Annotated in this window: 23 protein-coding genes; 12 read left to right on the top strand and 11 right to left on the bottom strand. The window is 74.6% G+C overall.

The features are described 5' to 3' along the window. The coding region (locus ABZW03_RS07020; protein WP_355253397.1) for a hypothetical protein at window positions 1-675 on the bottom strand (675 nt) is incomplete at its 3' end. Between the two features lie 307 nt (window positions 676-982). Here ABZW03_RS07020 and ABZW03_RS07015 point away from each other — a divergent pair. The 7 genes from ABZW03_RS07015 (at window position 983) to ABZW03_RS06985 (ending at window position 8,153) form a co-directional block, all read left to right on the top strand. Then, window positions 983-1,450: a hypothetical protein gene (locus tag ABZW03_RS07015; RefSeq protein WP_355253395.1), complete on the top strand. Its 468-nt coding sequence runs from the start codon at window positions 983-985 to the stop codon at window positions 1,448-1,450. Window positions 1,451-1,456: 6 nt separating this feature from the next. Further along, entirely contained in the window at window positions 1,457-3,517 is a 2,061-nt protein-coding gene (locus ABZW03_RS07010) for an ABC transporter permease (protein WP_355253393.1), read from the top strand. Window positions 3,518-4,346: 829 nt separating this feature from the next. Further along, on the top strand, window positions 4,347-5,084 hold the full coding sequence (locus ABZW03_RS07005) for an ABC transporter ATP-binding protein (RefSeq protein WP_355253391.1): 738 nt from the start codon (window positions 4,347-4,349) through the stop codon (window positions 5,082-5,084). A gap of 31 nt (window positions 5,085-5,115) precedes the next feature. Beyond that, on the top strand, window positions 5,116-5,796 hold the full coding sequence (locus ABZW03_RS07000; protein WP_355253389.1) for an ATP-binding cassette domain-containing protein: 681 nt from the start codon (window positions 5,116-5,118) through the stop codon (window positions 5,794-5,796). A 302-nt stretch (window positions 5,797-6,098) separates the two neighbouring features. Further along, window positions 6,099-6,425 (top strand): type VII secretion target, encoded by a 327-nt coding sequence (locus ABZW03_RS06995; protein ID WP_355253387.1) that lies wholly within the window; start codon window positions 6,099-6,101, stop codon window positions 6,423-6,425. 2 nt (window positions 6,426-6,427) lie between these two features. After that, window positions 6,428-7,687, top strand: coding sequence for an amidase domain-containing protein (locus tag ABZW03_RS06990; protein ID WP_355253399.1), 1,260 nt, complete (start codon window positions 6,428-6,430; stop codon window positions 7,685-7,687). Between the two features lie 4 nt (window positions 7,688-7,691). Next, the gene (locus ABZW03_RS06985) at window positions 7,692-8,153 is read left to right on the top strand and encodes a hypothetical protein (RefSeq protein WP_355253385.1); all 462 of its coding nucleotides are present in this window, start codon (window positions 7,692-7,694) and stop codon (window positions 8,151-8,153) included. 289 nt (window positions 8,154-8,442) lie between these two features. Here ABZW03_RS06985 and ABZW03_RS06980 read toward each other — a convergent pair whose 3' ends face one another. From ABZW03_RS06980 to ABZW03_RS06970, 3 genes are all read right to left on the bottom strand, one after another. Next, entirely contained in the window at window positions 8,443-9,330 is an 888-nt protein-coding gene (locus ABZW03_RS06980) for a hypothetical protein (RefSeq protein WP_355253383.1), read from the bottom strand. Window positions 9,331-9,514: 184 nt separating this feature from the next. Beyond that, window positions 9,515-10,288: a GNAT family N-acetyltransferase gene (locus ABZW03_RS06975; RefSeq protein WP_355253381.1), complete on the bottom strand. Its 774-nt coding sequence runs from the start codon at window positions 10,286-10,288 to the stop codon at window positions 9,515-9,517. 4 nt (window positions 10,289-10,292) lie between these two features. After that, window positions 10,293-10,820: a MerR family transcriptional regulator gene (locus ABZW03_RS06970; protein WP_355253380.1), complete on the bottom strand. Its 528-nt coding sequence runs from the start codon at window positions 10,818-10,820 to the stop codon at window positions 10,293-10,295. A 157-nt stretch (window positions 10,821-10,977) separates the two neighbouring features. On the opposite strand from ABZW03_RS06970, the gene ABZW03_RS06965 reads away from it, so the two are divergent. Then, window positions 10,978-11,877 carry an NAD(P)-binding domain-containing protein gene (locus ABZW03_RS06965; RefSeq protein WP_355253378.1) on the top strand — a complete coding sequence of 300 codons (900 nt, stop codon included), beginning with the start codon at window positions 10,978-10,980 and terminating at the stop codon, window positions 11,875-11,877. Window positions 11,878-11,893: 16 nt separating this feature from the next. On the opposite strand, the gene ABZW03_RS06960 is transcribed toward ABZW03_RS06965, so the two are convergent. The 3 genes from ABZW03_RS06960 to ABZW03_RS06950 form a co-directional block, all read right to left on the bottom strand. Further along, window positions 11,894-12,682: an SDR family NAD(P)-dependent oxidoreductase gene (locus ABZW03_RS06960; protein ID WP_355253376.1), complete on the bottom strand. Its 789-nt coding sequence runs from the start codon at window positions 12,680-12,682 to the stop codon at window positions 11,894-11,896. A gap of 274 nt (window positions 12,683-12,956) precedes the next feature. Continuing rightward, window positions 12,957-13,688 carry an MIP family channel protein gene (locus ABZW03_RS06955; protein ID WP_355253374.1) on the bottom strand — a complete coding sequence of 244 codons (732 nt, stop codon included), beginning with the start codon at window positions 13,686-13,688 and terminating at the stop codon, window positions 12,957-12,959. Between the two features lie 239 nt (window positions 13,689-13,927). Continuing rightward, a complete protein-coding gene (locus tag ABZW03_RS06950; RefSeq protein ID WP_355253372.1) occupies window positions 13,928-14,857 on the bottom strand; it encodes an NADP-dependent oxidoreductase in 930 nt (309 codons plus the stop codon). A 149-nt stretch (window positions 14,858-15,006) separates the two neighbouring features. Between ABZW03_RS06950 and ABZW03_RS06945 the strand changes: the two genes are divergently transcribed. The 3 genes from ABZW03_RS06945 (at window position 15,007) to ABZW03_RS06935 (ending at window position 19,696) form a co-directional block, all read left to right on the top strand. After that, window positions 15,007-16,482: a response regulator transcription factor gene (locus ABZW03_RS06945; protein WP_355253370.1), complete on the top strand. Its 1,476-nt coding sequence runs from the start codon at window positions 15,007-15,009 to the stop codon at window positions 16,480-16,482. A gap of 26 nt (window positions 16,483-16,508) precedes the next feature. Next, window positions 16,509-16,940, top strand: a complete 432-nt coding sequence (locus ABZW03_RS06940; RefSeq protein ID WP_355253368.1) for a protein phosphatase — start codon at window positions 16,509-16,511, stop codon at window positions 16,938-16,940. Between the two features lie 128 nt (window positions 16,941-17,068). Next, window positions 17,069-19,696 (top strand): HEAT repeat domain-containing protein, encoded by a 2,628-nt coding sequence (locus tag ABZW03_RS06935; RefSeq protein ID WP_355253366.1) that lies wholly within the window; start codon window positions 17,069-17,071, stop codon window positions 19,694-19,696. On the opposite strand, the gene ABZW03_RS06930 is transcribed toward ABZW03_RS06935, so the two are convergent. Together ABZW03_RS06930 and ABZW03_RS06925 are read right to left on the bottom strand one after the other, a co-directional pair. Beyond that, window positions 19,674-20,045: a hypothetical protein gene (locus tag ABZW03_RS06930; RefSeq protein ID WP_355253364.1), complete on the bottom strand. Its 372-nt coding sequence runs from the start codon at window positions 20,043-20,045 to the stop codon at window positions 19,674-19,676. The two genes, ABZW03_RS06935 and ABZW03_RS06930, sit on opposite strands and share 23 nt — an antisense overlap. Window positions 20,046-20,075: 30 nt before the next feature. Then, window positions 20,076-20,963 (bottom strand): NmrA family NAD(P)-binding protein, encoded by an 888-nt coding sequence (locus ABZW03_RS06925; RefSeq protein ID WP_355253362.1) that lies wholly within the window; start codon window positions 20,961-20,963, stop codon window positions 20,076-20,078. Between the two features lie 68 nt (window positions 20,964-21,031). Between ABZW03_RS06925 and ABZW03_RS06920 the strand changes: the two genes are divergently transcribed. After that, window positions 21,032-21,529 (top strand): MarR family winged helix-turn-helix transcriptional regulator, encoded by a 498-nt coding sequence (locus ABZW03_RS06920; RefSeq protein WP_355253360.1) that lies wholly within the window; start codon window positions 21,032-21,034, stop codon window positions 21,527-21,529. 121 nt (window positions 21,530-21,650) lie between these two features. Here ABZW03_RS06920 and ABZW03_RS06915 read toward each other — a convergent pair whose 3' ends face one another. Together ABZW03_RS06915 and ureG are read right to left on the bottom strand one after the other, a co-directional pair. After that, a complete protein-coding gene (locus tag ABZW03_RS06915; protein ID WP_355253358.1) occupies window positions 21,651-22,625 on the bottom strand; it encodes an urease accessory protein UreD in 975 nt (324 codons plus the stop codon). Beyond that, window positions 22,622-23,242 (bottom strand): urease accessory protein UreG, encoded by a 621-nt coding sequence (ureG, locus tag ABZW03_RS06910; protein ID WP_355253356.1) that lies wholly within the window; start codon window positions 23,240-23,242, stop codon window positions 22,622-22,624. The genes ABZW03_RS06915 and ureG overlap by 4 nt, the downstream gene beginning before the upstream one ends. Between the last annotated feature and the right edge of the window lie 8 nt (window positions 23,243-23,250).

Here is a 23,250-nt window from a genome sequence, read left to right as displayed (position 1 = left end):
GTTCTTCAGCTCCAGGATCTCCCCGCGCGCGTCCACCTGGATCTTCTGCGACAGGTCGCCCTTGGCGACCGCGGTCGTCACCTGGGCGATGTTGCTGCAGCCGGGGATCGGGGTGGCGGTGGCCCCTCCGGCCTCGGTGAGCAGCCCGCACAGGGTCGAGCGGGACACCTTCCAGGTGCCGTTGTCGAGGACGGACTGGCCGGTGGCGTTCGGCTCCACCTCGTTGCCCTGGAGCGAGAGCGAGTAGGTGACGGTCGCGTCGCTCGCGTCGGTGAACTCGACGCCCTTGACCTGCGCCTGCACCTGGCCGACCCGCGGGTCCTGGGAGAAGCCCTGGAGCACCGGGAGCAGCGCGTCGCCGCCCTGGAGCAGCTTGGCCTTGTCGGTGATCGGGGTGGCGGGGTCGAAGAACTTCTCCCAGTTGGCGGCGATCTCCGTCTTGGCGGCGGCCGGATCGGCGGGGGCGGTGCCGGCGGGTGTGGCGGGGGCGGTCGTGACCGCCGGGGAGGTGGCCGCCGGAGTGGTCGCCGCCGGGGAGGTGGCCGCCGGACCGGACGACTTGCCGTCGCTGCCGCACGCGGTCGCCGTACCGGCGAGCAGCAGGGCGAGCAGCGCGCCCGCCGTCCGCAGGGCCCGGCCGCCACCCTCGGGGGTACCGCTTCGCGTCACGTGCATGGTGGTGTTCCCTCTCGACTGCGCCGCCCGGGGTCCGCGCTCGGTGTCCGCGTTCGGTGTCCCGGATGCTGTTCCAGGCCGATCCTGGAAACGTCTCAAGTGACACCATGAAGGCGGATCCATGGACGAATCGCAATCCGACGGAGAAATCACCCGTAACGCCCCGGACGGTTCCTCCGTCCGGTACCGGTTCCTTGGGCGTGGGTTCCGTCGGGTTGGGTCCCGTCGGACTCGGCTCGTCCGGATCGTCCGGACCGGCCGGGAGTGGGCGGGCTGGCTGCTCGCCGCGGCCGGCGCCGTGCTGTGCGTGCTCGGCTGGTACGGGACCTCCGGTGAGCGCTTCGCCGAGCAGCAGGTCCCCTACCTGGCCTCGTCCACCATCCCCGGCGCGGCGCTGATCGTGTCCGGGACCCTCCTGGTCGCCCTGCGGCCACCGCCGTCCCCGCCGGGGCGCGCGGACCTGACCGACCGACGGGTGGAGCGGCTGTACGACCTGCTGGTCGAGCCGGACGCCGGACCTCCCGGCCGTTCCCTTCCTTCCGACGCTCCCGACCGTTCCGGCCGGGCCGACGACGCCGGGTGGCTGGCCGTCCCGGAGGGCACCCGCTACCACCGGCCGGACTGCCCGCTGGTCGTCGGCAAGGAGCGGGCCGGACCCGTGGACGCCGGCGCCGTACGGGCCCAGGGCCTGACGCCCTGCCCGCTCTGCTCGCCGCCGACGGTCGACCCGGGGCCCACCCGTCCGGGCGAATCCGCCCCACCGGACGCCGGCTGACCGCCCATGAGCACGTCGATCCCCACCGCCCTCTCCGCTCTCGGCGCCGCCCCCGGCTCCGTCGGCCTCACCGTCGACCTCGCCCTCGCCGGGCTCACCGTCGGCGCCGCCGCCGCGCTCAGCGGCATCGGCCTGGTCGTCTGCCACCGTGCCACCGGCGTGCTCAACATCGCCCAGGGCGCCCAGGCCATGGCCGTCGCCTACCTGCTGCGCGACCTCGTCGTGGTGCGGCACTGGCCGGTCTGGCCCGCCGTCGCCTGCTGCCTGCTGGTCGTCGCCCCCGCGCTCGGGGTCCTGCTCGACCTCCTCGTCTACCGCCCGCTGCAACGGCGCGGCGCCGGACCGGCCGAGACCGTGGTCGCCGGGATCGGCGTGTTCGTGCTGCTCATCGGACTGGCCGTCCTGCTGTGGGGCGCGGCACCGCTGGCCGGCGCGCCCTCACCGCTCGGCGGCGCCCCGATCCGGCTGCCCGGCGGGCACGGTCTGCGGCCGGACACCGTCGCCCAGCTCGCCGCCATCCTCGTGCTCGGCCTCACCGTCCTCGTCACCACCCGGTGGACCGGCTTCGGCCTCCAGCTGCGCGCCGTCGTCGACGACCGCCGCCTCGCCGCCCTCACCGGGGTCGACGCCGACCGGGTCTCCGCCGCCGGCTGGGCCTTCGGCACCTTCACCGCCGGACTGGTCGGCATCGCCCTCGCGCCGTACCTGCTGCTCGACCCGTACGGACTGCCGCTGCTGGTGATGGAGACCATGGCCGTCGCGGTCGCCGCCCGGCTGCGCAGCATCCCGGTCGCGGTCGCCACCGGGCTCGGGCTCGGCATCGCCCAGGCCGAGCTCACCCGGCTGCGGCCGTCCGGGCAGCTGCTGCCACTGGTCCAGGCCGTGCAGTCCAACCTGTTCGTGGTCGCGCTGCTCGCCACCGCCCTGCTCGCCGGGCCGACGATCACCGGGGAACGGACCTGGGGCGGGGCCGCGCCGCTGGTCACCCGGCGTGCCCGCCGTACGGGGGGCGGCCCGCCGGGAGTCGGCCAGCGTGGAGTCGGCCAGCCGGGGTTCGGAGGCGGAGCCGGAGGCGTTCTCGGGGGTGGACGGCCGGCGGGCGCCGTCTGCCTGGTGCTGCTCCTGCTGCCGCTCGGCTTCCGGGGCAACGACCTGCGGGACGCCCTGCTCGTGCCCGCGCTCGCGCTCGTCCTGCTGTCCGTCGTCGTGGTCACCGGCTACGGCGGGCAGATCTCGCTCGGCCAGGCCGGCTACGCGGGACTCGGCGCTCTCGGCACCGCACTGCTGATGTCCGGCCGCGTCCCCGGGCTCCCGCCCCTTCCCGCCGCGCCCGCCCTGCTGCTCGCCGTCCTCGCCACCGCCCCGCTCGGTCTGCTCACCGGGTGGCCCGCGATCCGCCGGCGCGGACTCGCCCTCGCGCTGGTCACCTTCGCCGTGGGCACGGCGATGAGCCGGTTCGTCTTCGAGCAGCCGTACGCCACCACCGGGCTCGTGCTCGACCGCCCCTCCTTCCTCGCCGGGGACCGCGTCTTCTACCTCGCCGAACTCCTCCTCCTCGGCCTCGGCCTGCTCACCGTCCGCGCCCTGCACCGGGGCCGCCTCGGCCGGGCCCTGACCGCCGTGCGGGACCACGAACCGGGCGCGGTCGCGGCCGGGGTGGACGTCCCCGGCCTCAAGCTCCTCGCCTTCGTCGCGGGCGCGGCCCTGGCGGCCCTCGGCGGCGGACTGATGGGCCTCGCCGGACGCGCCTTCGACCCCACCGCCTTCGACCCGGTACGCGGCCTCCTCTGGTTCGCCGCCGTCGTGGTCGCCGGCGCCGACAGCGCCCTCGCCGCCGTCCTCGCCGCCGCCCTCCTCATCGGCCTCGACGCCGGCACCGTCGCCGGAGTCTCCGCCGTCGCCGTCGGCGCCCTCGCCGCCACCATCGGCCGCCTCCCCGGCGGCCTCGCCGCCCTCCCCCTCCCCCACCGCCGCCCGCCCCCACCGGCTCCCCTCCCGCCCTCCCGCCTCACCCCGACGGGCCGCCGCCTCCGGGAAGCCCTCGCCGCCCGGGACGGACGACGATGACCGCCGACTCCGGGCGGCACGCCGGAGCCGCCCGAACCACCGAGCCGTGCCGGCATACGGAAGGGGCGGGTCCGACGGCAGCAGGGCAGGCGACAAGCACGCCGAACCGCTACCCCATCCGGACCAACTCCCGCACAGCACACCGAGACCACGGAGCCCCCGCAGCCACACGCGGCAAGGACCGCCACCGCACGGCGCGCGGAATGGCAGGCGCGGCCAGGTCGAACGGCGGTCCAGTCCCGCGGCCCGTCATCGACCCTGGTTCCCCGGCGCTCCCAACGGTGAGCGGCACCCCTTATGGGCCGAGGTCGCAACCGACGTCGACCGCACCAGCCGGCCGGCATCGGCGCTTGCGAGCGCCGATGCCGGCCCGAAGGAGCAGCCATGGCCACCTGCGTCCCACGCTACCGGCAGCGGGCAGCGCCACGGACGGGCCGACCGCACCTACGGCAGGCCGCACGATCACGTCGGCCTCAGGGGTTGCGAGCGTCGACGCGGCGCCCGACGGCAAGCCGCACCACGACACGCACGGCACGGCCGTGATCGGGTCGGGCCTGACGGCGCAGCCGGGACGACGCCACAACAGCACCCCTGGAGCCCGACTCCGACGCTGCCGCAGCACACGAGGCAGAGCCATGTACCCCGCGTCCTCGGCCGCACGGGTCCTCGCGCGGCACTTCGGGTGGATCAGGACCGTGGGCGGGGCGGACCATCCGTACGGCTCACCGCAGGGGACGGCGCACGGCGGTGCGGAGAGACCACCAAGGCGGGTCACCGCGCCCGTCGGACCCAGGACCGGCATCACCCGCACCGCGCGCGAGGTGCGGCCGTGAGCGCCGTACCCCTCGCCGCGCGGCTCACCGCGCGGGGCATCGTGCGGCGGTACGGGGGGATCGAGGCGGTGGGCGGGGTCGACCTGGTGGCGCGGGCGGGGCGGATCACAGCGCTGATCGGGCCCAACGGGGCGGGGAAGAGCACACTGTTCGACTGTCTGGCCGGGACGGTGCGGCCGGATGGCGGGCGGGTGCTGCTCGGGGGGCGGGATGTCACCGGGCTGCCCGCGCACCGGCGGGTGCGGCTGGGGCTGGGGCGGACCTTCCAGCAGATCGCCGTCTTCCCCACCCTCTCGGTGGCCGACAACGTCCGGGTGGGCGCCGAGCAGCACGCCCGTCGGGTGGACGCCCGGACGGCCACCGAACGATCCGCCCGCGCGCTGCGGCTTCTCGGCCTGCAGGAGCTCGCCGCCGAGCCGGCCGGTGGGCAGCCCACCGGGGTGTTGCGGCTGGTGGAGCTGGCGCGGGCGCTGGCGGGCGGGCCCCGGGTGCTGTTGTTGGACGAACCTGCGGCGGGCCTCGATGCGGCGCAGACGGCCCGCCTGGTGTCCGTACTGCGCGGCCTCGCCGAGCGCGGCCTCGCGCTGCTGCTGGTCGAGCACGACGCCGAGCTGGTCGCCGAACTCGCCGACTCCGTCTACGCCATGGCGGAGGGCCGGGTGGTCGCCGCCGGCCCGACGGCGACCGTCCTCGCCGACCCGAGGGTCACCCGGGCCTGGGGAGCCGCCACGTGAACCGGAACCACCGCACCGCCGAGGCGGGTTGATGCCCGTCGACGCCGCCCTCCGTGCCGCCCGGGTCCGCTACGGCCCGCTGGAGGCGCTGCACGGCGTCGACCTGGACTTCCCGTCCGCCGCCGTCACTGTCCTGCTCGGCCGCAACGGCGCCGGACGGACCAGCACGTTGCACGCCCTCGCCGGAGTGGTGCCGCTGGCGGGCGGGCGAGCGCTCTGGCGGGGCCGGGACGTCGGCGGGCTGTCGGTCCACCAACGGGTGCGGCGGGGGCTGGCCCTGGTCCCGGCCGAACGCGGGGTGTTCGGCTCGCTGACCGTGGCCGAGAACCTGGGCCTCGCCGGGCCGGGGCGCGCCGAGGTGCTGGAGCTCTTCCCCGAGCTGACGTCCCTGCTGGACCGCCGGGCCGGCTCCCTGTCCGGCGGCCAGCAGCAACTCGTGGCCGTCGGACGGGCCTTGGCGGCTCGGCCCGCCCTGCTCCTGCTGGACGAACCCGAGCGCGGCCTGGCACCCGCCGTCGCCGCCCGGCTGCACGCCCGCCTGCTGGCGGACGCCGCCGACGGCCGCACGGTCGTGCTCACCGCCCAGTCCCTGCCGCACACCCTCGCCGGGGCCGCGGTGGTCCACGTGCTGCACCGCGGCGAGGTGGTCTTCTCCGGCGAGCCCGGAGAACTCCTCCCGGGCCGGTTGACGAGCCGACACGAAAGCAACTAACCGATCGTTTCCCATGGGAGGCGGCCCGCCTCGACGCCCCGTGTGGGCACCTGCCGCCTGTCCAGCGAGTCCTGTGCGCCCCGGCCCCGACACCGGGCCGGGCACCAGCTGGTGCGCAGTCAGCGAGCCCGGACTCACGGGCGATGAGGCCCATCGCCGCCTCCTCGCGGCCGTCCGGGCCGCAGCTTTGCTGAATTACTTTCCCATGACTTTCGGATGACCTTTCCCTTCCCATCCGGTCGTTACGATGGCCGCTCCCATGTCGACCGGAATCGACATAACGGGGTAGGGGGGAACCGATCGTGAACCACATCCATGTCCAGACGCATGCGTTGCGGCAGTCGGCGAACGGCCTGACGGAGGCTGCCAAGACCTTCGGGACCGTCGGGCACTGGCTCGACAACAGCCGTACGGCCGCCGACACCATGTCGGCCTGGGACTCCGGTCCGGCGCTGAAGGACTGTGCCGACGCCTGGCAGGCCCACGTGAAGTCCGTCGTCGATCAACTCCACCTCTATTCGACGCAGTTGCACGATTCGGCGCACTCCTACGACCAGGCCGACCAGGAGTACGCCCGTCGTCTCAACGCGGCACTCGGTGACCTCGGGGGGACGGGGCAGCAGCCGTGACGATGACCGTCGCGGCGCTCAAGGCCGCCAACAGCATCGACGTCGACGCGGCCGCCGCGTCCTGGCTCGCCCTGTCCAAGCAGGCGTGGCAGGCCGTCAACGACATCCACGCCAACGGGGTCGACCCGCTCAAGGAGAACTGGAAGGACAAGGTCGGCGAGGCCGCCGGCCGCAAGCTCCAGGAGCAGGCGCAGATCCTGGAAGCCGGCGCGAACATCATGCGCGGCGTCGTGATGATCCTCGACGGGCTGAGTACGAGCATCACCCGGGCCAAGCTCACCCTGAACTCCGCTCTGGACATGGCCAAGCAGTACGGCCTCACCGTCGACGAGACCACCGCCACCGTCCACGGCAGCGGCGGCGCGGCCCCCTCGAACGACAGCGCCGTCCAGGAGGTCGGCGCGCTGCTCCAGGAGGCGCTGCGCGAGGCCGCCCAGGCCGACCGGCTGGCCTCCGCCCAGTTGCGCAAGCTCGCCGGGGCGACCTGCGAGACCGATCCGCGCAAGGCGTTGGACCAGCTCCAGCGCGAGGCCTCACAGACCGAACTGTCCATGTACACCGGGGACATCCCCAGCGGGCAGGACCCCCGGCTGGTCGCCGACTGGTGGAAGGGGCTGACCGACAACCAGCGCAAGCAGCTGATGCTCTCGGACCCCGTGACCCTGGCCAACCTCCCGGGCATCCCCGACGACGTGAAGGTGGGCCTGCGCGGCGGGCCCAACGCCAAGTACGACCGGGTGAAGACCGTGCAGTGGGCGCTGGAGCACTGGAACGACACCACCGTCGACGTCTTCGACGACAACTGCACCAACTTCGCCTCGGAGGCGCTGCGCCAGGGCGGCGTGCACGCCAAGTGGGACCAGTGGTGGGGCTGGCGCGGGGACGACACCTGGGGGCGCAGCGACGACGCCGGCGGCGGCTGGCTCGACCAGCGGCTCGACTACTCGAAGAGCTGGGCCGGGGCGCAGAACATGCACGACTTCATGATGCGCCACGGCGGCCAGGAGCTCTCGCCGGACGAGGTGAAGCCCGGGGACATCGTCTACTACGAGGAGGACTCCGACCAGGACTCCCAGGACAAGAAGGGCGCCATCCACCACACCGCGGTGGTGACGGCGGTGACCCCGGACGGGGACATCCGCTACACCCAGCACAGCGGTGGCCAGCAGAACGCGAGTGTGGGCGGCCGGATCGACAGCTTTCAGGAGCAGCGCGGGCACCAGAAGCTGCACTTCGTCCGCGTGAATCCGGACTGGTACTAAGCGTATGAGTGACGAACAGCGCTCCCCCCGGTGGCTCCGGGCGGGCGGCCCGTTGCTGCTCGGCTGCCTCGGGTGGGCGTTCAGTGTGCCGACGCTCCTCGCGGACGGCGACATCCACCGGCTCGTGAGCCGCTGCCGGGACAGCCCCGGCGCGCCGGCCCATGTGCTGCCGCTGGCCTGGGCGGGGCTGGTGCTGGGCGCGGCTGCGGTGTGCTGGGGCGGTTGGCAGCTCGGCACCGCCGTGCGGCGCAGGACGTTCCGGATCGGTGTGGGGCACGCCCTGTTGTGCGTGCTGCTGCCGGTGGCGGCGATCGGGGTGCCGGTCCAGTACGCCCTCGCGCAGACCGCCGCGCACGACACCGGGACGCAGCGGAGCACCTGCTTCGGGCAGGGCCGGCTCCCGGGCACGGTCGACCCGGCCGCGGTGCGTGGGGCCGCGGTGCATCCGGCACGGCGCCCGGCCTGACCGCCCCCGGGCGAGGCCGAGCCCGAGCCCGAGGCCGAAGCCGGGCCCGAGGGCGAAGGCGAGCATGGACAAGTGGCGGAGGTCGAACACGGTGGGCTCCTTCCTCGGGGCCCGGACGGCCCCGCTCGTGGTGACCCAACGATGACCCCGTTGGCCCCTCCCGCACATGTACCGAACGGCACAACCTGACCAGCGACGCTCCAGGCGACCCCTGCCGATCGGCAGGGGTCGCACAGCGGCGGAGCAGCGGTGGCAGGGCGGAGCGGCGGCGGCAGAACGCCGGGGGCCGTCAGGCCCGCTCCCGCCCGGTCCGCGCGACCAGCCGGACGGCCAGCCACGGCGTGGCCGAGGCGATCACCGCCAGCGGCCAGCCGACGAACGGGGACGGCAGCACCAGCCCGACGTACGCCGCGAGTCCCGCACCGACCAGCAGGACGCCGGCCGCCGACAGGTGCGCGGCCGGTCGGAAGCGTCGCGACGCGTGCACCCTGCGGCGCCCGTCGGCCAGGATCACCGGGGCGAAGACCAGGACGACGAAGGCGAGGCCCAGGACCCACGGCAGTGCGAGACCGTCGACCGTGGCGTACGCGTGCGCCCGCGCCCCCAGCTCCGGGGCGCCCGGCGCGTACTCGACCGTCGTCTTCTTCCCGACGCGGGCCGAACCCGCCGTCTCGACGTCCAGGGTGAGGGTCCGCGGGCCGTCCGCGAAGGGCACCGAGAGGTCCACCGCGGTGCGGTAGACGGGCGTCCTGTTCACCCGCCCGATCCGGCGCGACTCCGAGCGGAGCAGGAGGATCGGGAGGTCGCTGGTGACGGCGCCCGCCTGGTGGATGTGGCGCAGCTGCCGCCCCTCCGCGCCGTCCGGACCGCTGGCCTGCACCAGCGCGGCGGCGGAGGTGAGCGCCAGGGTGACGCCGAGGAGAACGGCGACGACCGGTGACGAGCCGCGCGGCGGCTCCGGTTCGGTCTTGCGACGAGCGGCCGTTCGACGGGCCGCGGCCGAGGCGGCCAGCCAGCCGAGCCCGCACAGGACCGCGAGCCCGGTCGGGAGCAGCCGCTCGGCGGTGGGCGTGCCGCGGTCGGACGGCAGGACCGCGACGAGCAGCCCGTGCACGGCGGCGGTGAGGGCGGCCAGCAGGGTCAGCCAACCCGTCAGCCGCGTCCACACGGTGGTCAAGGGGATCTCCCGGTGCCGGGGTGGGTATCAGCAGAACGGGATCATCCCAATGTTCGCCATGTCCCGGTACCCCCGGCTACGCCATGTCGCGGCCCCCGGCTTCACCGTGTCGCGGTGCCCCGCCTTCACCACGCCCCGGCGCCCCCGGCCGAACCCGTACCGGCAGCGCCGCCCCGCCGGACCGCTACGGCTTGCGGACGTACGGAGTCGTCGTGCTCACCCACGCGAAGCCGAGGCGCTGGAGGATCGGCCGGCTCTGGTCGCTCGCGTCCACCTGGAGGTACTGGTAGCCGAGTTCGGCCGCGAGCCGGGCGCGGTGGGCGACGAGGGCGCGGTAGATGCCCCGGCCGCGCCAGTCGGGCGCGGTGCCGCCGCCCCAGAGACCGGCGAACCCGGTGCCCGGGACCAGCTCCATCCGGGCCCCGCTGACCGGGCGGTCGCCGGCCATCGCGACGACCATGCCGACCGTCTCGCCACCGTGCCGCAGGTGGTCGAGCAGCCGCTCGCGCAGCCCGGGGTGCTCGGTGCCGAAGGCCTGTTCGTGGGCCTCCATCAGCAGGCCGACCCCGGCCGGGTCGGTCACCGGGAGCAGCCGGACGCCCTCGGGCAGGGCGGCCTCGGTGGGCAGGTCGGCGATCCGGGCGATCATCAGCGCCTCGGCCGGTTCCGGGGTGAAGCCGGCCGCCAGCAGCCGGGCGCCGAGGTCGGCGGGGCGGTCGTGGGAGTAGGCCTTCCACTCGAACTCCAGCCCGAGCTCGGCGAAGTGGCGCACCTGCGCGGCGATCGCCGCGTCCGCCCCGGCCTCGTCCAGGCCGGACCAGACCACGCCGTTCCAGCCGTGCTCCGGGCCCACCTGCCGGAGCACCGCACCGTCGCGTTCGACGCGGCAGCCGGGGTCGGCCGGCGCGTTGCGCCGGAGCCGGTCGTCGTACAGGGCGAGCACCTCGTCATGGTTCATCTGGTCACTCCAGCACGGCCCGGGAGCGTGCGCCATCGAGTTTCCGCGCCGGCGGCCGCGGACGGCGCTCGCCGCCCGACGCGCCGTCCCCACCCGGCTCGCGCCCTCCGCCCGACACGCCGGCACCGCCCGGCTCGCGCCCCGCCGCCCCGAGCCGGCCGGACCGGATCACCTCGCTCGGCGCGTCCGCGGCCATGATGGCGTCCAACAGCGCGCGGGCCTCGGCGAGTTCGTCCATCCGCCGGGTGATCCGGGCGCGCTCCCGGGCCAGGCCGGTGAGCAGCTCCGGGCAGGTCGGGCCGGGCGGACGCTGCCCGGGCAGCGGCAGGCCCGGGAGGATCTCGGCGATCACGGCGCTGTTGAGCCCGGCCGCGAGGAGGGTGCGGATGCCGCGGACGGTGTCCACGTCCCGCTCGCCGTACTCCCGGTAGCCGCTGGGCCGGCGTTCGGGGGCGAGCAGGCCCTGTTCCTCGTAGTAGCGCAGGGCGCGCGGGGTGACGCCGGCGCGCCGGGCGAGTTCTCCGATCCGCATGACGGACACCTCCTCGGCGGAACGCCCACCGCGACGCTCCACCGTGGCCCTCCGCTCGACTCTCCGCTCGGTTCCTTCCACCGGCTCTCCGACCGGCTCTCCGCCGTGGTTCCCGGCCTTGACCCTGCCGTCGGCGTGAAGGTCTAGCGTACCCGCCATGCCGAACGAACGATCTTCCTCAACCACCCCTGCCCGCACCGCCGTTGCCGCACTGGGCCTGGGCCCGATGGGGCGGGCGCTGGCCCGCGCACTGCTGGCCGCCGGCCACCCCGTCACCGTGTGGAACCGCACGCCGGGCCGGGACACCGAACCGCTCGCCCTCGGTGCGCGGCCGGCCGCGAGCGCCGCCGAGGCGGTGGCGGGCGCCACGCTCGTGCTGCTCTGCGTCCGCGACCAGCCGGCCGCCCGGGCCGTCCTGGAGGCCGCCGGAACGGCGCTGCGCGGACGGACCGTCGTCAACGCCACCTCGATCGCGCCGGAGGACGCCCGGGCGAACGCCACCGACGCCGGAACCCGGGGCTTCCGCCTGCTGGACGCCGCGGTCCTCACCCCCACCCCGACCATCGGCCGCCCGGAGGGCACCGTCCTCCTGAGCGGCGACGCCGAGGCCTTCGCCGCCCACGAGGCGACCCTGCGGGCGCTGGGCACCGTACGTTACGTGGGCGCGGACCCGGGCCGGGCGGCGGCCTTCGACGCGGCCCTGCTCGACCTGTTCTGGACCACCGTGCACGGCTACCTGCACGCCTTGGCGCTGGCCCGCGCCGAGGGCATCAGCGGGGCCGAGTTCGCGCCGTACGCCCAGGGGCTGCCACGCCTGCTGCCCCCGCTGATCGACCGCTTCGCGCAGCGCGCGGACGAGCGCCGGCACCCCGGCGACCACAGCAGCCTCGCCTCCGCCGAGGCCGGCCTGGCGCACGTCGCGCACACCGCCCGGGCGCGCGGACTGGACACCTCCGTGCTGGACGCGGCACTCGCGGTCACCCGGCGGGCGGTCGGCGCCGGGCACGGACCGGACGGGGTGTCCGCCCTGGTCGAACTGCTGGCCGGGCGACCGTGACCGGCCCCCGCCGCCGCTACTGCGCCAGGTACCCGCCGTCCACCGGCAGCACGACGCCGGTGACGAAGGAGGCGTCGTCGGAGGCGAGGAAGAGCACGGCCGCCGCGACCTCGGCCGGGTCGCCGAGCCGGCCCATCGGGTGCAGCTTCTCGATCGCCGCGAGGTACTCGGTGCCGCCGGGCTCGTCGTACAGCCGGGCGACGCGTTCGGTCGTGATGGTGCCGGGGGCGACGGCGTTGACCCGGATGCCGCGGTCGGCCCATTCGACGGCGAGGTGCTTGGTGAGGCCGGAGGCGACGAACTTGGCGGGCCCGTACACCGCCTGGCCGCGCTGGCCGGCCTCGCCGGAGATGGAGGACAGGCAGACGATCGAGCCGCCGGGCCGGTCCTGCGCGGTCATCGCCTCGATCGCGTACTTGCAGGTGAGGAACATGCCCCGGCCGTCCACCGCCATCACGTGGTCCCAGTCCTCGGCGGTGGCCTCGGTGATCTCCATCAGCGGGATGATCCCGGCGTTGGCCACCAGGACGTCCAGTCGCCCGTGCCGCTCGACGGCGGCCGCCACCATCCGGCGGGCGTCCTCGTCCCGGGCCACGTCGCCGACCACCGTGCTGACGGCGCCCGGGAGTTGACCGGCCAGCCGGTCCAGCCCGGCCGCGTCCACGTCGGCGGCGACCACCGACGCGCCCTCCTGGACGAAGCGTTCGGCGACGGCCCGTCCGATGCCGCTGGCCGCGCCCGTCACCACACAGGAGCGGCCGGCCAACCGCCCGCCGGCGGGGCTTCCCGCGTTCACAGTCACCATGGCGCGACTCTACCCAGCGGGCGGGCGGGAGCCGGGGCTCTTCGGCCGGTGCGCCGGATCCGGCCGGTGGGCGGCTCAAAAGCGGCGCGGGGGATGCGAGAAAGCAGCGCGGGGGGACGCGAGAAGCGGTACGGGGGACGCGAGAAGCGGTACGGGGGCGCTCAGGTGCGGTGGAGACGGGACGGCGCGAGCCGCCGTCCGCCCCGCCGACACGACGGCGGCGGCCGGGACCGTCGGTACGGTCCCGGCCGCCGCGCCGGTTCGCCTGCCGGACCTACACCCGCGCGTCCGTGGCCAGGGCCTCCGCCACCGGGAGGTTGGGCTGCGGGTGGGTCAGCAGGTGCACGCCCGCCGCCAGCGCGCCGCCGACCAGCGGCGCGAGCAGGAACAGCCACAGCTGCGACAGCGCGTCGCCGCCCGCGAACAGCGCCGGGCCGAGGCTGCGCGCCGGGTTGACCGAGGTGCCGGTGAGCGGGATGCCGACCAGGTGGACGACCACCAGCGCGACGCCGATCGGCAGCCCGTCGAAGCCGACCGCGGCCAGCCGGTGGGTGACCGCCAGGACGACGTACACCAGCAGGAAGGTGAGGACGACCTCGGTGAGGAACGCGCCGCCGGCGTTGATGTGCACCTGGGAGCGGTCGCCCCAGCCGTTGGTGCCGAGCTTGCCGTGGGTCTCCAGCCCCGGTATCTGCTTCGCCAGCAGCAGGACGAGCGCCGCACCCGCGATGCCGCCGAACAGCTGCGCCACCCAGTACGACACCGCCGTGCGCCCGTCGAACCGGCGGGCCAGCAGGAAGCCGAGCGTCACCGCCGGGTTGACGTGGCAGCCGGAGATCGGGCCGAGCGCGTACGCGAGCGCGAGCAGCACGAAGCCGAACGCGAGCGCGATGCCCACCGGACCGATCGCCTCCCCCGCGAGGACCGCCGCACCCACCGCCAGCAGCACCAGCAGCAGGGTCCCGACGAACTCGCCGATCACCGCCCGCCTGTCCGTTCCACCCATACGCCTGGTCCTCCTGACCGTCAGGGCAGGCGGTCCGGTGCCGCCCGCGCCCGGCCAACCCTGGTCGACCGTTCGAGGGACCGCATGTCGGCCGAACGGCCCACCACCGTGTTCACGGCGCGTCCGCCTGCCGAATTACTCCGAACGGATGAAACCGTACGAAAATGGCGAGCCCGATGCAAAACGGAGGTAAAACGGGCAGACAGGGACAGGACGGGCGAGGAACGGCTGTCAGATCGTCAGACCGTCAGCACGATCTTGCCGCGCAGGTGCCCGCCCTCACTGACCCGCTGCGCCTCGGCCGCCTCCGCCAGCGGGAACACCCGGTGCAGCGGCAACCGCAGGGTGCCCGCCCCGTGCAGGGCGAGCGCGGCCGCGTAGGCGCGCTGGTGGTAGGACTCGCCGGCGTCGGCGCCACCGCTGAAGCGGACGCCGTGCCGCTGGGCGCCCTCGATGTCGGCGATCGTCAGCACCCGGTCCGCGCTGCCCGTCAGCTCGATCGACAGCGGCAGCTCCCCGCCCCGCCCGGCCGCGTCCAGCGCCCGGTCCACCCCGCCCGGGGCGGCGGCCCGCACCCGCTCGGCCAGGCCCTCGCCGTACGTCACCGGGATCGCGCCGAGCTCCCGCAGGTAGGCGTGGTTCGGCTCGCTCGCGGTGCCGACCACCGTGATCCCGCGCGCCCGGGCGAACTGGAGCAGCAGGGTGCCCACCCCGCCGGCCGCGCCGTGCACCAGCAGCGTCTCGCCCGGCCGGACGCCGAGGACGTCGAGGACCCGCTCGGAGGTCTCGGCGGCCGCCGGGATCGCCGCGGCCTCCGCCCAGCCCAGCGCGGCCGGCTTGTGGGCCAGCGTCGCCGCGTCCAGCAGCGCGTGCTCGGCGTAGCCGCCGCCCATCAGGGCGCCGAACACCTCGTCGCCGGGCGCGAAGCCGCTCACCTCCGCACCGACCGCCTCGACCACGCCGGACACCTCGACGCCCGGCACGAAGGGCAGGACGAGCCCGAAGATCCCGGCCAGCTCACCGGTGCGCAGCCTGCGGTCCACCGGGTTGACGCCCGCCGCGCGGACCGCGACCCGCACCTGGCCGGGGCCCGGGGCGGGCAGGTCGATGTCGGTCGGGCGCAGCACGTCCGCGCCGCCGAACTCGGAGAAGGAGATCGCCTTGGTCATGGAAGGTCCTCGGGTTTCAGGGGAGTTGGGTTCCTCCGACGCCCTCCATCCTGGGTCCGGGGCGGCGGGTGCCCGGCCGGTCCTTCGGACGGTTCGACCTGGCCGAACGGCCAGGCGGGAACGGCGGCCGCCGAACTAGGCTGAAGCGCATGGACGCCACAGAGCTGCACGGGGACGCGACCGGGACGGATGGGAGCGATACGGACCGGACCGGGACGGACGGGCCCGGGACGGACGGGACCGGGACGGACGGGACCGGGACGGACGCGACCGACGGGGAGGCGGCCGGGACGGACGAGGCCTGGCGCGAGCGCTGGGGCCGCCCCGAGGACGCGCTGGCACGGGCCGTCGAGGTGCTGCGCACTCCCCGGCCGGGCCTCCTGCCGCGCCTGTCCGAGGTGCTCGGCACCCTCGTCCCGCACACGGCGCTCGCCCAGCTCAGCGGCGTCTGCACGTTCAGCCCCACCCTCGGCTACGGCCCGCCCGAGCTGACCACGGCCGTCACCGCACTGGACCTCTCCCGGCTGGCCGAACGCGCCGCCGACACCACCGCGGCCGGGCGCCCCTGGCAGGGCGAGGCCGAACTCGCCGGACGGACCCGGCCGGTGGTCGTCGTCGCGACCACGCCGGGCACCGACAACGGCGCCGTCCTGGTGCTCGTCCGGGCGGACACCCGGCCGGTGGCGCCCGGGGCGCTCGCCGTCCTGCAACAGCTGTGGGACCTGGTGATCGCCCACTCCGACCACCGCGCCACCGACGCCGCCCCCACCCAGACGGCCACCTCCCGCGCCTCCGCCAACGCCCGCGCCCGCGCCATCGCCGAGTTCACCGGCACCCACAGCGCGGCGCTCACCGCGATCCTGGCACCGCTGCGCTCGGCCGGCCTGGACGACGCCACGGCCCGCCGCAACGCCACCGAACTGGCCGTGAGCGCCCTGCTCGACCTGCGCCAGGGAGCCGAACTCGACCGCACCCTCAGCGAGGAACCGGCCGACGCCGCCTTCGCCCGGCTGGTGCGCGAGCTGCGCCCGCTGCTGCGGCACACCCGGGTCCACCTCGACGTCGCGCCCCCGGCGGAGGCCGACCGGTCCCTCCCGGCGGACGCCGCGCACACCGGCCGCGACGCCGTCCGGGCGGCCGTCCTGCTGATGCTGGAACAGGAGAAGCCGACCCGGCTGCACGTGAGCTGGCGGGTCACGGCTGACGGCCTGCTGCGCGCCGTCGTGCGCGGCGACGGCCTCGGCCTGCTCACCGCCGACGCCCTCACCGTCCACCGCACCGCCGACCGGATCACCGCCCTCGGCGGACGCCACGCCGTCGAGGGCGTCCCCGGCTGGGGCACCACGGTGACCGTCGACCTCCCGCTCGCCCTGCCCGAACCCGTCCTCGCCACCGACCCGTTGGACGGCCTCCAGCCGCGCGAACTGGAGGTCCTCGACCAGCTCGCGCGCGGCCGCCGCAACCGGGACATCGCGGCGGCGCTGCACATCAGCGAGTCGACGGTGAAGTTCCACGTCGCCAACATCCTCGCCAAGCTCGACGTCTCCTCGCGCGGCGAGGCCGCCGCCCTCGCCCACCGCGCCGGCCTGCCGCGCGGCCCGGTCGGGCTGCACGCGGCGTCCTGAACACCCCATCCTCCGAAGGAGATTCCGTGACCGAACCGACCACCTGGGACCCGACCGCTCCCGGCATCCTGCGGCTGCCCTCCGGCCGCCTGCTGCGCGGGCGCGGCCTCAGTCGACCCCTGCCGGCCGGGCCCCGACCTTCCTTCGGGCTCTACCTGTTGGGCCGACCGCCGCACGTCGACTGGCCGAGCCGCTGGGTCCGCTGGCCCGACTTCCGCCTCCCCGCCGACCGCGTGGACGCCGCCGACGCCTTCCGCGAGGCCTGGGAACGCTCCGCCACCGAACGCGTCGAACTCGCCTGCGCGGGAGGGCGCGGCCGTACGGGCACCGCACTCGCGTGCATCGCGGTCCTGGACGGCGTCCCGGCCGCCGAGGCGGTGGCGTACGTGCGGGAGCACTACAGCCGGCACGCCGTCGAAACGCCGTGGCAGCGCAAGTTCGTGGAGCGGCTAGCCTAGGACGGGTGGGGAGCGATCCAGAGATTTTGATCGTCAACGAAGTCGGCGGCACGGTCAAAGGCGACTTGATTCAGGCCGGAACGGTCAATCTGATCAAGACCGTTGAGCGAAGAGTCACCACCGAATCCATGACTGCTGCCCGCACCGCGTACGCGCGGCGGGTGCGGGAGACGTACGGGCGGCTCGACCTGGAGGTGCTCACGCCGCTCTCCGAGCAGGGCGAGCACCCGGTGGTCCAGCTGCGGGAGGTGTTCGTCACCCCACAGGTGCGGGAGGACCCGCCGCCGGTGGAGCTGCCACGTGAGCTGGTGCAACGAATGCTGGAAAGTGGCGATTTAGGGGAAGAAGCGGTACCGGACGAGCTCGCTCAGGCCGCCCTCGAACGGTTGCGCACCGAGTACCTGAACCGGCCGACCGAGGACGTTCTCGCCGTCCTCGCCGGGACGCGCGGCGAGCGGGTGGTCCTGCTCGGCGACCCGGGGTCCGGAAAGTCCACGCTCGCCCGCTACCTCGCGCTCTCCCTGGTCCAGGACACCGAGGGCCCGCTCGCTCCGCTGGACGGCCTGGTTCCCCTGGTGGTCGAGCTGCGCCAGTACGCCGACGGGCAGTGGCGCGAGCGCACCTTCGAGGACTTCCTCGACCACCGCCACACCGTCGCAGGGATGTCCCTGCCGGGTGCCGAGCTGCGCCAACTCCTTGCCAGGGGCGAGGCCGTGGTCGTCTTCGACGGGCTGGACGAACTCTTCGACCCGGGCGTGCGCGCCGCCACCGCCGAACGCATCGCCGCCTTCGCGGCGCGATACGAGCGGGTGCGCGTGGTCGTCACCTCGCGCGTCATCGGCTACCAGCGCGCCGCCCTCGACGGCGCCGGGTTCAGCCACTTCATGCTCCAGGACCTCGACCCGGGCCGGATCGGTGACTTCGCCCGTCGCTGGTACACCGTCGCCTGCCCGGCGGATGTCGAACTCGCCTCCCGCCTGGTCGACCGGATCACCAGCGCCGTCGATGCCTCCCGCCCCATCCGCGAACTGGCCGGGAACCCCCTGCTGTTGACGATCCTCGCCATCATCGGCCGCCGTCAGGCCCTGCCCCGGGACCGCCAGGGCGTCTACGAGCACGCGGTACGCGTCCTGGTCGCCCACTGGGACCGCGACACCAAGTACCTGAGCATCCCGGCGAAGCCCGGCGCCGCCGAGGTCCTCGACCACCTCGACGACCGCGAACGCCTGGAACTGCTCCGCCTGCTCGCCCGCCGCATGCAGGAGGGCACCGGCGGCATCGCGGGCAACCACATCCACGCCGAGGACCTGGAGACGGTCTTCCGCGACTACTTCGCCCAGCTCGGCTACCTCCCCCACCAGTGCCTCGCCGCCGCCCGCGCGCTCCGGGACCAACTCCGGGAACGCAACTTCATCCTGGCCCGGTACGGCAGCGAGGTGTACGGCTTCGTCCACCGCGCCTTCCTGGAGTACCTCGCGGCGGCCGACCTCTTCCAGCGCTACACGGTGGAACGGGAGTGGACACCGGAGGAGCTGATCGAGGAGGTCTTCGCCCGGAGGGCGGACGACCCGGCGTGGCACGAGGTGCTGCTGCTGGTGGTCAACCAGCTGAGCGAGGCGGACGCCGGGAGAGTGGTCGACCACCTGCTCGACCGGCGGGACGAGGACTCGCTGATCCTCGCGGTCCGAGCCCTGGCCGAGGTGCGGAAGGTCGGACTCCTCAGCGCACAGAGCGACGGGGCGATCGACCGGCTCACCGCTGCGCTGACCACGAACCCCGCGCTCGGCCATACCGATCCGCTGCTCGCGGCGCTGTCCGTCCTGGGTTCGGTGCCCGCTTGGAACGGGCGCGAGCGCTATCTCCGGTGGTTCCACCTCCGAGGACAGTTCCTCGCGTTGCCCGATGGAGCGACATCGGTGGCCGTCGCGCTCCACCGCACCATCGAGGCCTCGCTGACTGTCGTGGCCTTCGGATTCTGGCGAACCTGGGCACCTGCCATCAGCGCGCTGGCCCGCCGGTGGAACAACCACCCCGATGTCGTGCCGTGGCTCCTGAACCTCGCAAACCGCCACCCGGACAACCCGGTCCGGCTCGCCGCGACGGCTGAGCTGATGGACCAGTGGTGGGACCACCCCGACGTCAGGTCCGCCTTCGGCGAGCGCGGGGAGCGGAGCATCGCCCGATCCAGGGTCCTTCCCGTCAGGGCGGACCCGACGGAGCCCTACCGGTCGGAGGTCCTCGCGCAGCTCTGGGCTCAGCCGATCGACGACTCCGCTGTGATCACGAACACGCTCGCGTGGCGAAGTCTCCTCACTGCGGGCCCCGGCACCGAGTCCCGCGAGGCCCTGGCACGGCTCACAGCGGGCGTCGTCGCCAGTGAATCCATCCTGGACCGGAGGGTGGCGCTGGAACTGCTCGCCACGCAGTGGGGCTCACATCCTGAAGCAGTTGGCGCCCTCCTCGACGCGGTCACGCAGGACGCGAGCCCCGAGGTCCGCAGCGATGCGCTCAGCCACTACGCGGTTCTCGTGCCGGAGGCGGCCGAAGCCATCGTCCGGTCCCGGGCGGCCGCCGACCCGGGCGCGAAGGTGCGCAGCCGGGCGCTGACCATGCTCGCCTGGCAGTGGCCCGGTAGCCCGGAGACCACGGCGGCGCTCCGGCACGCGCTGGCGAACGACCCGGAGACCGAAGTCCGGGAGGCCGCTGAGGCCGGGCTCGGGGCGGTCGCGCACCTCACCGCCGACGGAGAAGCGTGACGTCCGGCTCCTCCCCCGTCACCGTGAAGCGGTCCGGGGCGCCCGCGCCGGGCCGCTCAGGCTGCCAGCCGGCGGCCAGGGCGGCCCGGATGACGGCGGCCGTGAGGGCGGGGGTGACGGGGTCGAGGCGGAAGACCTCGGTGATGCGGTCGGCGGGGGCGGTCAGCAGGACGCCGTAGTGGAGCCACGGGTCGTCGAAGCGTCGGGTGAACTCCACGGGGCGGCCGCGACGCGGCCCGGGCCGGTCGGGCCAAGCGCGGATCAGCACGTGTTCGCCGTCCTGGAAGCGGACCAGCCAGCGGTAGTCGCGACCGTCGACGTGGATCCTGCGCGGTGCCCTGGGTGCCATCCGGGCAACGGTACGCGCCCGCGCAGGAGGTCAGAGGTCCCAGGTGCGGGTGGCGGCCCACCGGTCCACCGGCTGCCAGTCGATGGTGGGGTGTTCGGCGTGCAGGGTGGCGGTGTCGATGGTGAGGCCGACCTCCTGGAAGTACCGGAACATCGCGGCGAGGTCCTCGGAGTAGCCGGCCACGACCGCGAGCGGCACCTCCTCGACGCGGATCGGTCGGCCGCTCGCCGCGCTGATGGCGGCGGCGATCTGCTCGCCGGTGCACCACTGCGAGGCGATGTCGATGCGGCGGCCGGCGTACGCCTCGGGCCGGGCGAGGACGTGGGCGGCGAAGGCGCCGATGGTGTCGGCGGCGATCACCGGGAGGGGCGTGCCGGGCGGCATCGGGAGGAGGAAGACGCCGTCGCGGAGGGACTCGAGGGTCCAGTCGTTGGCGTAGTTGTCCAGGAAGGCGGCGGGGCCGAGGACGGTCCAGGGCAGGCCGAGGCCGGCCAGGTGCCGCTCGATGCGGTGCTTGCTGTCAAAGTGCGGGATGCCGGTGGAGCGGTCGGCGTTGGTGGCGGAGGTGAAGACGACGTGCCGGACGGTGGCGGCGGCCCGGGCGGCGTCGAGCAGGGCGATGCCCTGGCGGACTTCGGTGTCGAGGTCGGTCCCGAACGGGGTGGACATCGCGAACAGCGCGCCCGTGCCGTCGAGGGCGATGGCGAGCGAGGCCGGGTCGTCGAAGTCGGCGCGAACCAACTCGGCACCGAGTGCGGCGAGTTCACCTGCGGCTGCCGAGCCGGGGTCGCGGGTGAGGGCGCGGACGGGACGGCCGGCGCGCAGCAGGGCGCGGGCGGTGGCGCCGCCCTGGGCGCCGGTGGCTCCGGTGACGGCGACGGGCAGCGGAGACAGCGGGGGGACAGTTATCTGCGTCATGCAGACAACATAGGGAGATATCTCTGCGCGACGCAAACAATTATCGGGCGGCCGATTACCCTTTCCCCATGACGACGACCCGCGACGAACTGATGGCCCGGCTCTGGCCGGCCTCTCGCCGCTACCTGGCCTCGTACGTGCTGTTCAACCAGGCCGTCGCCGACCACCTGGGCATGCACCCGACCGACGTCCAGTGCCTCAACCTGCTCACCCTGGAGGACGGGCCGGTCACCACCGGCCGGATCGCCGAGCTCACCGGGCTCACCAGCGGCTCGGCCACCCGGCTGGTCGACCGGCTGGAGAAGGCCGGGCTGGTCGCCCGGCAGCGGGACCGGGCGGACCGCCGCCGGGTGCTGGTCGCGGTCCTCCCCGAGGCGCTGGAGCGCTTCGGGGAGGTGTGGCGCGAGCTGTCCACCGACTGGGTGGCCGCCTTCGCCGAAGACAGCGAGAACGAACTCGCCTTCCTGCTGCGGCACATGAACCGTACGGTCGAGCTCGGGCACCGCCAGGTCGCCCGCCTGGCGACCCTGGGGTCGAGCGAACCGGAGAAGTCCCGCGAGGCCTGAGCCCGGTCAGGCCGACGGCGGCGGCGCCGACAGGACGCCGGTGCGGCTGGAGCGGTAGAGCGCCCCGCCCCCGGCCCCGGCCCCGGCCCCGGAAGGAGATCACGACCGGCCCCGCCCGGCGTCACGTCTTCCGCAGATCCGGCGCCGGCACCCCGATCAGCAGCCGCCGCACCGCGCCCCAGGCCGCGCGCAGGGCGGCCGCGCAGGCTCGGGTGTCGGAGCCGAGCAGCCGCAGCCAGGCGCCGCTGTCCTGCGGCAGCACGCTGACCCCGTACAGCAGGCCGTCGCGCCCGTACACGCCACCGGCCACCGCCTCGTGCAGGACGTCCGCGATCCGGGCCGCCGGGGCGAGCGGGCTGAGGACGTACAGGCTGGACATCACGTCGTGCCCGGCCAGCACCGCCGGTCCGGTGACGCCGCCGCCCCCGGCCGGTGCGGGCTCCAGCCGGACGGTGTCCAGTGCCACCAACTCGCCGTCCGGGCGGCGCACTTCGAGGTCCGAGGCGAACACCCGGTAGGCGTGGCGCTCGCCCCGGGCGAGCCGGCCGGCCAGGACGGTCTCGCCGGCCAGCACCGTCGCGGCGGGGTCGACGGTGAGGACGGTCCGCTGGTAGAGGCGCGAGTCGACGAAGGGGATCACCGGCTCGGGCAGGTACTCGACGTAACTACGCGGGCCGGCGGTGAGGTTGACCAGCTGCGTCGCGTAGTCGTGCTCCATCCGGTAGACCTTGGTGGCCGCCTGGGTGGTCAGGTGGACGGCGGTGTCGGCGCCGCAGTGCAGGTCGGTGCGGAGCCGGTCGGCCTGGAGGATGCCGCCGCCGGTGGACATCAGGAAGGTGACGGCGAGGTCGGGCCGGGCCGGGTCGAAGTACAGCGGGCGCATGATCTGCAGCGGCGACTTCTGGTAGTGCCCGGTGAGTTCGGTGCGTCCGCCGACCGCCTCGAAGGCCAGCTCCAGCAGCCCGACCTTGCCGGGGCGCCCGACCGCGAGGGTGTCGGGCGTCCCGGCGTGGCGCCGGACCTCGGACGGGACGCGGGCCGGCTCGTAGTGCCGGGGGTCGAGCCGGGGCACCGTCCGATCCGCCGCCACGGTCACGCCGGGACCTTGCGGAAGGTCTCCAGGAAGGCCGCGATCTCCTCCAGCCCCTCCCCCGTCAGGCAGTTGGTGAGCACCACCGGACCGCCCTCGCGCACCCGGCGGGCGTCGGACTCCATCACCCCGACGTCGGCGCGGACGTACGGGGCGATGTCGATCTTGTTGATGACCAGCAGGTCCGACTCGGTGATGCCGGGGCCGCGCTTGCGGGGCATCTTCTCGCCCTCGGCGGTGTCGAGGACGAAGAGGAAGAGGTCCACCAGCACCGGGCTGAAGGTCAGCGTGAGGTTGTCGCCGCCGGACTCGAACAGCAGGGTGTCGACGTCCGGGAAGCGCTCCAGCAGCTCGGCGCCGGCCGCCAGGTTCATCGTCGGGTCGTCCCGGACGGCCGTGTGCGGGCAGGCGCCGGTCTCCACGCCGACCACCCGCTCGGGGTCCAGCATCCCGGCCAGGGTGCGCCGCACGTGCTGGGCGTCCTCCTGGGTGTAGATGTCGTTGGTGATGACCGCGGGGCGGTGGCCGTGGGCGATCAGCACCGGGACGAGCGCCTCGATCAGCGCCGTCTTGCCGGATCCCACCGGCCCGCCGATGCCCACGCGGAGCACGTTCTCGGTCAACTCTCCTC

The organism is Kitasatospora sp. NPDC004799, from assembly GCF_040609095.1.
Lineage (GTDB): Bacteria > Actinomycetota > Actinomycetes > Streptomycetales > Streptomycetaceae > Kitasatospora.
The sequence above is the reverse complement of the archived record's forward strand: the minus strand, read 5'-3'. Positions and strand labels throughout refer to the sequence as shown.